13 protein-coding genes and 1 riboswitch are annotated in these 11,759 nt (G+C 34.2%); of the genes, 10 read left to right on the plus strand and 3 right to left on the minus strand.

The window, feature by feature from the left end; translation table 11 throughout:
- Positions 1 to 72 precede the first annotated feature (72 nt).
- From aroB to EB239_RS07830, 9 genes are all read left to right on the plus strand, one after another.
- Positions 73 to 1,143, plus strand: a complete 1,071-nt coding sequence (aroB, locus tag EB239_RS07795; RefSeq protein ID WP_003869461.1) for a 3-dehydroquinate synthase — start codon at positions 73 to 75, stop codon at positions 1,141 to 1,143.
- 114 nt (positions 1,144 to 1,257) lie between these two features.
- Positions 1,258 to 2,082: a prephenate dehydratase gene (gene pheA / locus EB239_RS07800; protein ID WP_003869460.1), complete on the plus strand. Its 825-nt coding sequence runs from the start codon at positions 1,258 to 1,260 to the stop codon at positions 2,080 to 2,082.
- A gap of 24 nt (positions 2,083 to 2,106) precedes the next feature.
- Complete coding sequence (aroF, locus tag EB239_RS07805) at positions 2,107 to 3,123, plus strand: 3-deoxy-7-phosphoheptulonate synthase (protein WP_003869459.1); 1,017 nt, start codon at positions 2,107 to 2,109, stop codon at positions 3,121 to 3,123.
- A complete protein-coding gene (locus tag EB239_RS07810; RefSeq protein WP_003869458.1) occupies positions 3,120 to 3,962 on the plus strand; it encodes a prephenate dehydrogenase in 843 nt (280 codons plus the stop codon). The genes aroF and EB239_RS07810 overlap by 4 nt, the downstream gene beginning before the upstream one ends.
- A 9-nt stretch (positions 3,963 to 3,971) precedes the next feature.
- On the plus strand, positions 3,972 to 5,243 hold the full coding sequence (aroA, locus tag EB239_RS07815) for a 3-phosphoshikimate 1-carboxyvinyltransferase (protein WP_003869457.1): 1,272 nt from the start codon (positions 3,972 to 3,974) through the stop codon (positions 5,241 to 5,243).
- 18 nt (positions 5,244 to 5,261) lie between these two features.
- On the plus strand, positions 5,262 to 5,951 hold the full coding sequence (locus tag EB239_RS07820; RefSeq protein WP_042835410.1) for a response regulator transcription factor: 690 nt from the start codon (positions 5,262 to 5,264) through the stop codon (positions 5,949 to 5,951).
- Entirely contained in the window at positions 5,941 to 7,314 is a 1,374-nt protein-coding gene (locus tag EB239_RS07825; RefSeq protein ID WP_003869455.1) for a sensor histidine kinase, read from the plus strand. The genes EB239_RS07820 and EB239_RS07825 overlap by 11 nt, the downstream gene beginning before the upstream one ends.
- An 86-nt stretch (positions 7,315 to 7,400) precedes the next feature.
- Positions 7,401 to 7,559, plus strand: coding sequence for a hypothetical protein (locus EB239_RS14975; protein ID WP_019907605.1), 159 nt, complete (start codon positions 7,401 to 7,403; stop codon positions 7,557 to 7,559).
- 58 nt (positions 7,560 to 7,617) lie between these two features.
- Positions 7,618 to 7,744: riboswitch (cyclic di-AMP (ydaO/yuaA leader) on the plus strand.
- A complete protein-coding gene (locus tag EB239_RS07830) occupies positions 7,744 to 8,547 on the plus strand; it encodes a cell wall hydrolase (RefSeq protein WP_003869453.1) in 804 nt (267 codons plus the stop codon). It overlaps the preceding riboswitch by 1 nt.
- Before the next feature lie 53 nt (positions 8,548 to 8,600).
- On the opposite strand, the gene EB239_RS07835 is transcribed toward EB239_RS07830, so the two are convergent.
- The 3 genes from EB239_RS07835 to EB239_RS07845 form a co-directional block, all read right to left on the minus strand.
- Complete coding sequence (locus EB239_RS07835; RefSeq protein WP_003869452.1) at positions 8,601 to 9,161, minus strand: TMEM165/GDT1 family protein; 561 nt, start codon at positions 9,159 to 9,161, stop codon at positions 8,601 to 8,603.
- A 239-nt stretch (positions 9,162 to 9,400) separates the two neighbouring features.
- Positions 9,401 to 9,685: an SHOCT domain-containing protein gene (locus tag EB239_RS07840; protein ID WP_003869451.1), complete on the minus strand. Its 285-nt coding sequence runs from the start codon at positions 9,683 to 9,685 to the stop codon at positions 9,401 to 9,403.
- 31 nt (positions 9,686 to 9,716) lie between these two features.
- Positions 9,717 to 9,905: an SHOCT domain-containing protein gene (locus EB239_RS07845; protein ID WP_003869450.1), complete on the minus strand. Its 189-nt coding sequence runs from the start codon at positions 9,903 to 9,905 to the stop codon at positions 9,717 to 9,719.
- A gap of 193 nt (positions 9,906 to 10,098) precedes the next feature.
- Here EB239_RS07845 and EB239_RS07850 point away from each other — a divergent pair, with 193 nt between their 5' ends.
- Positions 10,099 to 11,376, plus strand: a complete 1,278-nt coding sequence (locus EB239_RS07850) for a transposase (protein ID WP_129545125.1) — start codon at positions 10,099 to 10,101, stop codon at positions 11,374 to 11,376.
- Positions 11,377 to 11,759: the final 383 nt, after the last annotated feature.

Here is an 11,759-nt window from a genome sequence, read left to right on the forward strand (position 1 = left end):
TTCAGATAAAAGGAACTGTCCCCTTTGTCTGTGATGTATAATATTAAAATAAAAAAGTGTGAGGTGTGAACTTTGGATTTTATAACAGTTGATTTAAAAGAAAGGTCTTATCCTATTTATTTTGCCTATGATTATTTGGATAAAGTAGGAGAAGTGATAAAGAAACATGTGAGAAGCAGTAAAACATTTGTAATAACTGATTCTAATGTTTATCCTTTGTATTTTGAAAAACTCAATGAAAGTCTTAAAAAAAGTCGTTTTGATGTGTCATATGAAGTTATTCCTGCAGGGGAAACAAGTAAAACAATGGAAATGGCACAAAGGCTTCTTGAAAAAGCTTATGACTATGGACTTTTAAGAGACAGTTCAGTTATAGCTCTTGGAGGAGGCGTTGTAGGAGACATAGCTGGATTTGTCGCAGCAACTTACATGAGGGGAATAGACTTTGTGCAAATTCCTACGACTTTGTTGGCGCAGGTTGATAGCAGTGTAGGGGGCAAAGTAGCAGTCAATCTAAAAAAAGGCAAAAACATAATAGGAGCTTTTCATCAACCTAAAATGGTATATATAGACACCGCCGTTTTAAACACGTTAGATAAAAGAGAAATACTTGGTGGATTAGCTGAAATAATCAAATATGGTATTATATGGGATTTTAGTTTATTTGAGTATATTGAAAGCAACATTTATGAAATTTTAGATTTAAAAGAAGATAAATTAAGGTATATAATCAAAAAATCTTGCGAAATAAAAGGGAAAATCGTATCTCTTGATGAAAAAGAAGAAAACCTGCGTTCAATATTAAATTTTGGCCATACAATAGGACATGCCATTGAAGCTTTAACAGGTTATGAGAGGTATATTCACGGTGAAGCTGTTGCTATAGGTATGGTATACGCTTGTAAACTTGCATTAAATTTAGGGTATATTGATGAAAAATATTTTGAAAGAATTTTTTCTTTAATACAAAGGACAGGATTACCTACAGATTATGAGGATTTGCACAAAGAAGACATCGTAGAGGCTATAAAACTTGATAAAAAGAGTAGAGAAGCCAAAATAAATTTTGTTCTTCTTCGTGGTTTAGGAAAAGCTGAAGTTACGACTGTTAAAGAGAAAGAAATCTTAAAAGTTTTAAAATAAGCGGGTAACCGCTTTTTTCTTTATCTTTTTTAGACTTTATGAAAAATTTACTTGACTTTACTTATGCAAAGTATTAAAATATCACCAATATTATAAATTGCAAGGGGGTGTTGGATGAAAATTGGTTATTTAGGGCCTAAAGGAACATTTTCTGAAGAAGCTGTTATAAAATACACACAAGGTGTTGAAAACTGTGAAGTTGTAGAGTTTAACACCATTCCGGAAGTCATAAATTGTATAAGCAATAGCTTATGCGAAGAGGCAGTAATTCCTATTGAAAACTCTATCGAAGGTTCTGTAAATATTGCCGTAGATATGCTGATAAACGACGCAAATGGGATAATGATAAAAGGAGAAGTGATAATACCTATTTCCCATTGCTTGATTTCGGATGCTCCAGTTGAATTTAAAGATGTACATTGTATACTTTCTCATCAGCAGGCAATTGCTCAGTGCAGGGAATATATATCTAAAAAATTTCCCAATGCGGAAATAAAAGCTACAGACAGTACTGCCCAAGCAGTCTTAGGTGTCAAATCTAAACCTGGAGTAGTGGCGATAGGTCCTGAAAGAGCAGCTGTTATTTACGGTATGAGAATAATTGATAGGGACATACAAGATGTAAAAGAAAATTATACAAGGTTTTTGGTCCTTTCTCAAAAGGACGGGGTTGTCACAGGGAAAGACAAGACATCAATAGTCTTTTCTGTCCCAAATGTTCCAGGCAGTTTATATAACGCTTTAGGGGTTTTGGCCAACAAAAAAATCAATATGACAAAAATAGAATCTCGACCTTCAAGGAAAAAACTTGGGGAATATGTTTTTTGGGTGGACATTGAGGGGCATAGAGAAGATGAAATAGTAAAGAGTGCCTTAGAGGAGTTAAAAGGTAGAACGGATTTTTTAAAAGTATTAGGTTCATATCCTAAATTTAAGTAGAACGGTAGAATGGAGGAATTGAAAATGGTAATTGTTATGAATATTGATGCCACTGATAAGCAAATCTCTGATATTACAAATCTTTTAACATCTCTTGGTTTAGGTTACCACATTTCAAAAGGTGAAGAAAAAATAGTCATAGGTGTTATAGGTGATAAGAAAAAATTAGAAGGTAAGGCTGTAGAAATGATGGAGGGAGTAGAAAAAGTCATTCCTATTGTGGAGCCTTACAAACTTGCTAGTAAGATATTTAAACCAGAGCCAACTGTGGTAAAAGTAGAAGACATCGAAATTGGTGGAAGCAACATAGTTATAATGGCGGGCCCTTGTGCGGTAGAAAGCAGAGAACAACTCTTTGAAAGTGCTATGGCTGTTAAAAAAGCGGGAGCTCAATTTTTAAGAGGAGGAGCATTTAAACCGAGAACATCACCTTACTCCTTCCAAGGCCTTGAAGAAGAGGGCTTAAAGATGCTAAAAGAAGCTAAAGAACTTACTGGACTTAAGATTGTTACAGAAGTTATGGATGTCCATTCAGTTGAACTAGTGGCGGAATACGCTGATGTTATACAAATAGGTACAAGAAATATGCAAAATTTTCCATTACTTAAAGCAGTAGGTAGAATCAACAAGCCTGTTTTATTAAAGAGAGGACTTGCGGCAACATTAGAAGAGTGGTTAAGTGCTGCGGAGTATATCCTAAGCGAGGGTAATAAAGACGTCATCCTATGTGAAAGAGGAATAAGGACGTTTGAAACTTATACACGAAATACTTTGGATTTAAGTGCAGTCCCAGCCATAAAAAAGTTGAGCCATTTGCCTATAGTTGTTGATCCCAGTCACGGGACTGGGAAATGGCACCTTGTAGCTCCTATGGCTAAAGCTGCTATAGCAGCAGGAGCCGATGGCCTCATTATTGAGGTACATCCAGACCCTAAAAATGCATTATCCGATGGGGCTCAATCCCTTACTCCTGAAAATTTTGAGACTTTGTGTGAGGACATAAAGGTTATCGCTAAAGCAGTAGGGCGTGATTTTGTATGATAAAAAATGCGGTTATTGTAGGATTGGGTCTTATAGGGGGATCAATGGCAAAAGCATTAAAAAAATACACAGATATAGACATTATTGGTGTTGATATAAATAGAGACAGTTTACAAAAAGCATTAGAAGAAGGAGTAATTTCTTACGGCGTGACAGACCTTGATTTTCAAGTAGATGCTGATGTAGTTTTTATATGCACGCCTGTTGGAAAAGTTGCTGAAAAGGCTAAAAATATACTTCCTTATTTAAAAAAAGGTTGTATTGTAACTGACGTTGGAAGTACAAAAAAAGTTATAATGGAAGAAGTGCAAAAATTTTTACCCGATGAAATTTTTTTCATCGGGGGCCATCCTATGGCTGGCACAGAGAAGGCAGGTTATGATAACGCTGATGCAGATTTATTTGTCAACTCTAATTATTTGTTGACACCTTTTGATAATGTAAAGGAAGATGTTTTAGATTTATTTATAAATGAAGTAATAATAAAAATAGGTGCAAAACCGGTAATAATGGATTATAATAAACACGATGCCATTGTCGGAATAATAAGTCATGTACCTCATATTCTTTCTGCTACCCTTACGAATTTTGCTCATGATAAATGCAGTGAAGCATTTAAATACGCAGCTGGTGGGTTTAAAGATACTACGCGAATTGCCTTGTCTCAGACTGAAATATGGAAAGACATAATTTGTACAAACAAAGAAGTTATTTTGGAGTTACTAAAAAATTACAGGGAAGTCCTAAGTGACTTTATTTGTTATTTAGAAAATGACGATATTGACACCATACAAAAGTTTCTTGAAGATGCAAGAAAATATCGAAACACTATAACTTGAGGTGTTGTTATGGATATTGAAGTTAAAAAGAAAAGATTTTTAAAAGGTATTATCTCAGTCCCTGGAGACAAGTCAATATCCCATAGAGCTGTAATGATTGGGTCAATTGCAGAAGGGATTACAGAAATTGAAAATTTTCTTTTAGGAGAAGATTGTATATCTACTATTAATTGTATGAAGAATTTAGGAGTTGACATTGAATTAAAAGGGACAAATGTTAAAGTTCATGGAAAAGGGCTTTATTTAAATAAAAGCGAAAAAATCCTTGATGTAGGAAATTCAGGTACTACCATTCGGCTTTTGATGGGTATTCTCGCTGGTCAAAAGTTTGAGACAACGCTTACAGGTGATGATTCTATAAAGAGACGCCCTATGGGAAGAGTGATAACTCCTCTTAGTATGATGGGAGCGAAAATAGAAGCAAGAGAAGGAAATTTTGCACCTCTTACGGTTTTTGGAAACAAACTTAAAGGCATATATTACAAAATGCCAATTGCCAGTGCACAGGTTAAGTCCAGCATAATGTTGGCAAGCCTTTACGCTGATGATAAAACGACTGTTGAAGAGCCTTACCCTTCAAGAAATCACACGGAACTCATGTTTAGCTCTTTTGGTGCTAAAGTGGATGTAAATGGCACAAAAATAACTTGTTACCCTGGTTACAAATTACAAGGGCAGAGAGTTATTGTACCAGGGGATATATCGTCAGCAGCATATTTTATTGTTGCTGCAACTCTCGTTCCAAATTCGGAGGTTACTATAAAAAATGTAAATGTAAATCTTACAAGGACTGGTATTATCGATGTGATAAAAGAGATGGGAGGAGACATTGTCTTAACAAATGAAAGAACTATAAACAATGAAAAAGTAGCGGATATAACAGTTAAGACTTCAAGGCTAAAAGGAATTGAAATTGGAGGAAGTCTTATTCCAAGGCTTATTGATGAAATTCCAGTAATAGCAGTTGCAGCAGTCTTCGCAGAAGGGAAAACAGTGATAAAAGATGCCGAGGAGTTAAAAGTAAAAGAAAGCAATAGAATAAATACAATCACTTCAGAATTAAAGAAAATGGGAGCAAAAATTTTTGAAACAGAAGATGGGATGATTATAGAAGGGACGGGTTTTTTAAGAGGAAATACAGTGGAAAGTTACAACGACCACAGGATTGCCATGTCTTTATGGGTTGCTGGACTTATAGCAGAAGGAGAAACTAAGATAAAAAATGCTGAATGTGTAAATATTTCATATCCAGATTTTTATAAAACCTTTGATATGCTATAATATCATTGGTGATGAATGATGAAAGAAAAGATACTTATCATAGAGGATGAAAAGCACATAGCCCGTTTTTTACAATTGGAGTTTGAACATGAAGGATATACTGTCACTGTGACTTACGATGGACTTTCTGGCTTAAAGGAGGCATTAGAAGGAGATTATGACCTTGTGCTTTTGGACATAATGCTTCCGGGAATTGATGGATTTGAAGTTTTAAAAAAAATAAGAGAACATTCTGACATACCTGTTATAATGCTTACTGCCAAGTACGAAGTAAAAGACAAAGTGGAAGGACTTGACATTGGAGCTGATGACTATGTGACAAAACCCTTTTCTATAGAAGAGCTTTTTGCAAGAGTGAGGGCTGCTTTGAGAAAGAAAAAGCCGCATCTTAAAAAAGATGTGTTAAGATATAGCGACATCACTATGGATTTGACAACTCATGAAGTAAGAAGAGCGGGTATAAAAATTGAACTTACAAAAAAAGAATTTGACCTTTTAGAGTTTTTAATTAAAAATGCGAATATAGCTTTGACAAGGGAAAAAATCCTTGAGTGTGTGTGGGGTTATGATTATTATGGAGATACTAACATAGTGGATGTATATATAAGGTATTTAAGGAGCAAGATTGACGACCCCTTTGACCGGAAGTTAATCCACACCATAAGAGGAGTGGGGTACACTTTGAAGGAGGATAAGGATGAAGATTAAACTGTGGCCCCGCCGCATAACTTTAAGGATAGCTCTTCTTTATTCTGTAGTTTTTTCAGTAATATTGGTTGCGCTTAATGCTTCTGTGCTTTACGGCTTAAAATATTATTTAATATACCAAGCAATGGACCAAGTAACAAGCCAGGCAGAGGCTATAAAAAGTAAACTGGGGGAAATAAAAGAGGACGTCAATTTATCTGAAAAAGATTTGATTTTTTCAAGCATACCAAATGAAAATATTTATACAAAAATATTTGATGAAAAAGGGAATGTCATCTATTCTTCTAAAAGATTAGAAAGAATTAATATTCCTCATGATGTAAACATAGATATTCCTGTTAAAATTGACAAATATGATAAGGATTTTACTTACCTCAATACCATTTTTAAAAGCGATGATAAAGTGTTCTATATTCAAGTGATAAAAGACATGGAAAATGAATATTTGTTTTTGAAGCTACTTTTTATTTTGATGTTTTTTGCGGATGCGGCAGGAATTTTTGTGTCCTTTATTGCAGGATATTTCGTTACAAAGAGGGCTTTAAGACCTGTGGATTATATGGCAAAAGAAGTAAGAGAGATAGATGCCCATGGGTTAAATAAAAGACTTAAAATATATGGAGAAGACGATGAACTTACAAGATTGGCAAAAACCTTTAATGACATGCTGGATAGGTTGGAAGATTCTTTTAAAAGGCAGAACATGTTTGTCTCTGATGCTTCTCACGAACTTAGAACCCCAATTTCTGTAATAAAAGGGTATATTGACATGTTGGATAGATGGGGAAAAGAGGACAAAGCCGTATTGCAAGAGGCTATAGAGGCGATTAAAAGAGAAACGTTAGACATGGAGCATCTCATTGAAAGACTCCTTTTGTTGGCAAAAGGAGATAATAAGTCAATAAAGTTAAATAAGGAACAATTTAATTTAAAGGATGTAATAAAAGAAGTTGCAGAGGAAATAAAAATGTTAAATGAAAGCAAAAATATAGTTGTAAAAGGGCAAAATGACATAAATATAACGGCTGACAAAAAACTCATTAAAGAGCTTATAAGGATATTTTTAGACAATGCAGCAAAATACACTTCTTCAGATGGCAATATAGAAATTGATGTGGGGAAAGATAATTCAAAAGCCTATATAAAAATTAAAGATGATGGCATAGGTATACCACAAGAAGATATTCCACATATTTTTGATAGGTTTTACAGAGTAGACAAAGCGAGAGCCAAGGAGACAGGTGGGGCAGGATTGGGATTAGCTATTGCTAAGTGGATTATTGAGGAACACAAAGGAAGTGTCACTGTAAAAAGTGAAGTAGGGAAAGGTAGTGAATTTACCATAACATTGCCTTTAAGGTGATGTTATTTTTTTATCGAACTTTGCTCTTGAAATTCTATATATTGTGTGGTATTATAATAATACAACAATATATAGAGGTGATTAAAATGAAAAACCAAGTGGCAGAGGATAAAAAACAGCTAAAAGAAAATAAAGCTGATCAAAATAATGTAAATGTGTTTACATGTCCGGATTGCGGTGCTAAATTGGTTCATGAGGGAGGTTGTGTTTTCTGTCCTTTCTGTGGTTACAGTGAGTGCCAGTAAGTACCTATCTTTCCACCAGTTTAATATGGACACAAGTTAAATATCCGGCTATAATTTAGTTAAAAATATGCCGAATCCCCGATAAGGGGTACGGGGGAACTAAATTGGGGTGAATCCACTTTTGTGGTAGGGTGTCCCTAACCCGAACCCGTCAACTAACCTCGGAGGCAAAAGGGGGAACAACATGTTTAATATTCGCATCAAGGTCAAACCTCTCATCGCATCAGTTATAGCCGGATTGTTTATTTCCCAATCAGTATTTGCCGCAACTTACACAGTTAAACCCGGCGATACCTTATGGGGTATAAGTCAAAAATACGGGACTACCTATACTAAGCTGATGTCTTTAAACGGCCTTCAAAATACAATAATATATCCAGGGCAAGTTTTACAAGTGCCGGGCAGTGATAACACATATGTTGTCCAAAAAGGTGACAGCTTGTACTTAATTGCTTTAAAATACGGTATTACTGTTGATATGCTCAAATCTGCAAACGGATACAAAAGCGACATAATATATCCTGGACAAGTCTTTATTATACCCCGGGATACTTCTTCTAATAGGACATATCAGGATGTCAGCAGAGGTTCTATTGAAAGGGGTGTAATACCCTACACAAAAGATGAATTTGACCTCCTTGCGCGACTTGTTACCGCGGAAGCAGATGGAGAACCATACCAGGCTAAAGTAGCAGTTGCGGCCGTAGTAATAAACAGAGTTAAAAGTGGTATTTTCCCTAATACTATAAAAGACGTGATATATCAAGTCGATGCATACGGAAATTACCAATTTACTCCTGTGTTAAATGGGTGGATAAATAGACCTGCCTCAGCTGACGCTATAAGTGCAGCAAGAGATGCGTTAAGTGGTGTTGACCCAACAAACGGAGCCTTGTATTATTTTGACCAAAGTTCTACTAATGCGTGGTTGTGGTCACTTCCTATAGCGGCAAGAATAGGTAATATGGTTTTCTGTTACGGCAGGTAAAACTTCCGATGAGAGGGTCAAAAACGGGTACAATTTAAGTACCCGTTTTTGACTTAGAAAAACAATTTATACAAAGTAGAAAGACCAAAGGCGATGAATATGAAAGAAGATAGATATTTTAAATATTTTGAAGGGATTCTTTTATTAAAATAAATGCCTACAATTATCCCTAATACATCTGCTAAAAATATTCCAAGAGTAGTGCCTATTAATATGTACAGAGGACTGTTGTATGATGCAGTCAAAGCTATAGCAGCCAATTGCGTTTTGTCTCCAAATTCTGATAGTACATATGTACTTATAATAGTTGCAACAGGACCGTATTTTGAATTTTTTATTTTTTCCTGTTTTGTTTCTTCCTCTATTAAAGTTGAAATTCCAAAAAACAAAAATAATAAAGCAGCTGAAAATTTTATATAAAAAATGGGAATGTATTCGGTGATATACGAACCAAATATCACAGCAATACCATTGTTTATTAAGGCTGCGATAAATATACTTATAAGAACAGTCCTTACTTTAAAAAGAGTAGCAAAGGCCATTGACATGAGCTGTGACTTATCTCCCATCTCAGAAGTAAAGATAAGGACAAATGATGTGACAAGTGCCTCCATTTTATTGCCTCCCCAACTATTATATTTGCTCTATAAATAAATTAGGACCTTTACATAATATGTAAAACATATTATGTAAAGGTCTCGTTCTTTAAGGTAAAGCCAGGGTTTCCCGATATGTTGACTTTACCACATATAAGCTATGCGAACTACTCCCCTTTACTCAATATATTGTAAAAAATTTATCATAAAATGTCAATAGGAGCAATGTAAACAACAATAATGTCAAATTATTTAGCTTATTTTTTTAACATTTTAACTATTTCTGTATATTCGTCTGAAGTAATTTCACCTCGAACGTATCTTAACTTGGCAATTTCTAATGCTTCATTATTAGGATCTGTATCGTGTTTTTTAAAAAAGTTAACATTTCTAATCTGTTTTACTAGCAAGTAAATTACTACACCTATTAAAATTAAGAACAATATATTGGTAAGTCCACCGCCGAACCAAGTTCCATAGCCACAAGGATAATATCCTCCAAACCAACGACCTAAACCACCCATCATATATCCTCCAAACATTATTTTCTTCTCCTCTCTAAATATTTAAATTTTACAAAATACTTTTTAATTTGTTATACTCTTCTTCTGTAATTTCACCTTTAGCCAAGCGTATATCAAGTATTCTTTTTGCTTCGTTTGTTTGGTAATTTTTGTTTTCATGTAAATTATTAATCATTCTTTGCAGGTCACCTGTTTTGTACAAATAAAAGCCAATTGCCAAGATTAATATAAGACCCATACTTTTCAACTCCTTTCTATTTATCGAATAGGCTTGTGCAAAATTCAAAAGCCTTCATTTAAGCGATTCTGAAGACATACTTTTTTTCTATCACTCTTGAATTTTTTATCTTTTATGTAGGATTTCACCTCCCATTTGTCGAATTATTATATATACAGCATGAAAATATTTCTTAAGGAGGAGGAAATCCTACATGTACCAGCTTCAATTACTTTTAAATATACCTGAACTCTTTACTTCCCAGTCTAAAATAGACTTTTATTCTTCTATGTTTAAAAATCTTGATCTGTCTTCAATACCTGAATTCCCTTCCTCTAGTCCTGGCCGTAAGGGTTACTCTCATCATGCAATGTTTAGAGCTTTTATTGTTATGAAAGCTGAAAGATTCGGTACAATTTCTGACCTTTTAGATTATCTCCGCAATAATCTTATCATTGCTCATCTTTGTGGCTTTAACATCCTTAAACCTCTTCCTTCTTATTGGACTTTCCGCCGTTTTATTAATGAGTTCTCTCATGATTATTTGACCTCTATCTTTCAAAATCAAGTCAATATCCTCAAAAATATGGGTATTATCTCTGGTGAGTTTATTTCCATGGACTCTACCCCTATTAAAGCTAACACTAAGTTAAATAACCCTAAGTCTTTTTCTAAAAATAAATTCTCTAAAGATAATCAGCCTAAGTCTGATAAGGATTGTAAATTAGGCGTTTATTCTGCTTCTAATGATTCTTCTAATAAACGTTATAAGTTTTATTGGGGCTATAAAAATCATATTATTGTTGATGCTATCTCTGGATTACCCATCGCTGAAACTACTACTCCTGCTGATGTCCCTGATTTTGATGTCGCTTTGTCTTTACTTGCTGATACTAATAATTGGTTTAAACTGACTGGTACTAATTTTATCGCTGATAAAGGTTATGACGTTAAGAAACTCTATAATTATGTTAGAGATACTCTCCATGGTCATTGTTTTATTCCTCTTAACAAGCGTAATTCTAAAAATCCCCCTCTGACTGATGATGGTTATATGGTTTGTGAAGCAGGTATTAAAATGCTCAAAGACGGCAAGCAATATTTTGATGGTTTTATTAAGCAAAAATTTGTTTGCAAGTTCTGCAATTCTAAAGATGACTCTGCTTGCCCTATTCAGCATCCTAAATATTTTAATGGCAAAAAGCATAGAGGCTGTACTAAGTATGCTATTATATCTTCTGATTATAGGTCCTCTATTAATAGAGACTCCCTATATTTTAAGGCTGTCTATAAATTGAGGATTGAATCAGAAAGATATAATTCCCGCTTTAAAGCTCTAGATTTTGAAAAAGCTTATGTCAGAAATATTAATTCTGTCAGCAACCTTAATACTTTTGGCCATATTACTTTGCTTACTGTCGCTATTGTAGCTATTAAACTGGGTAAATTTGATGAGTTTAAGTCCCTTGTTGGTCTGATGCAATCGGCTTAACTTTTGCTGAATTTGGTTCATGCCATTTTTTAACATTTGACTTCTACAGGATATTTATGCCCTTTTTTAGCTCCTCTTTTTGTCTTTTCTTTTCCTTTACCACTTTCTTTATGTTCGATTGTCAGTCCTAATTACTATATATTGTATGTCATACATATTTTGGCTTTTGTTCGTGATTATTTTTATTAATTTTGCACATCCCTATTTATCGAAAAATTGTTAACTTGCTTTCACCTTTATTTTAAAACTTACTTTTGAAGAAAATATGAAGAGAAAATAAATACAGTTTAATTAAAATAATTTCCAAAAGTAGGCGATTAGATTTTTGCAAACTGTGATGTATAATATATTAAAAGAAGTTTATCAAGCTATCTTCATAAGTT

The organism is Thermoanaerobacter ethanolicus JW 200, from assembly GCF_003722315.1.
GTDB lineage: Bacteria > Bacillota > Thermoanaerobacteria > Thermoanaerobacterales > Thermoanaerobacteraceae > Thermoanaerobacter > Thermoanaerobacter ethanolicus.

What these genes read in the sequence shown, in the direction of transcription:
- EB239_RS14975 (WP_019907605.1), top strand. Translation starts at nt 7,401, where the DNA reads ATGAAAAACCAAGTGGCAGAGGATAAAAAACAGCTAAAAGAAAATAAA.
- EB239_RS07840 (WP_003869451.1), bottom strand. Translation starts at nt 9,685, where the DNA reads ATGTTTGGAGGATATATGATGGGTGGTTTAGGTCGTTGGTTTGGAGGA.
- EB239_RS07820 (WP_042835410.1), top strand. Translation starts at nt 5,262, where the DNA reads ATGAAAGAAAAGATACTTATCATAGAGGATGAAAAGCACATAGCCCGT.
- EB239_RS07835 (WP_003869452.1), bottom strand. Translation starts at nt 9,161, where the DNA reads ATGGAGGCACTTGTCACATCATTTGTCCTTATCTTTACTTCTGAGATG.
- aroA (WP_003869457.1), top strand. Translation starts at nt 3,972, where the DNA reads ATGGATATTGAAGTTAAAAAGAAAAGATTTTTAAAAGGTATTATCTCA.
- EB239_RS07825 (WP_003869455.1), top strand. Translation starts at nt 5,941, where the DNA reads ATGAAGATTAAACTGTGGCCCCGCCGCATAACTTTAAGGATAGCTCTT.
- pheA (WP_003869460.1), top strand. Translation starts at nt 1,258, where the DNA reads ATGAAAATTGGTTATTTAGGGCCTAAAGGAACATTTTCTGAAGAAGCT.
- EB239_RS07810 (WP_003869458.1), top strand. Translation starts at nt 3,120, where the DNA reads ATGATAAAAAATGCGGTTATTGTAGGATTGGGTCTTATAGGGGGATCA.
- EB239_RS07845 (WP_003869450.1), bottom strand. Translation starts at nt 9,905, where the DNA reads ATGGGTCTTATATTAATCTTGGCAATTGGCTTTTATTTGTACAAAACA.
- aroF (WP_003869459.1), top strand. Translation starts at nt 2,107, where the DNA reads ATGGTAATTGTTATGAATATTGATGCCACTGATAAGCAAATCTCTGAT.
- EB239_RS07830 (WP_003869453.1), top strand. Translation starts at nt 7,744, where the DNA reads ATGTTTAATATTCGCATCAAGGTCAAACCTCTCATCGCATCAGTTATA.
- EB239_RS07850 (WP_129545125.1), top strand. Translation starts at nt 10,099, where the DNA reads ATGTACCAGCTTCAATTACTTTTAAATATACCTGAACTCTTTACTTCC.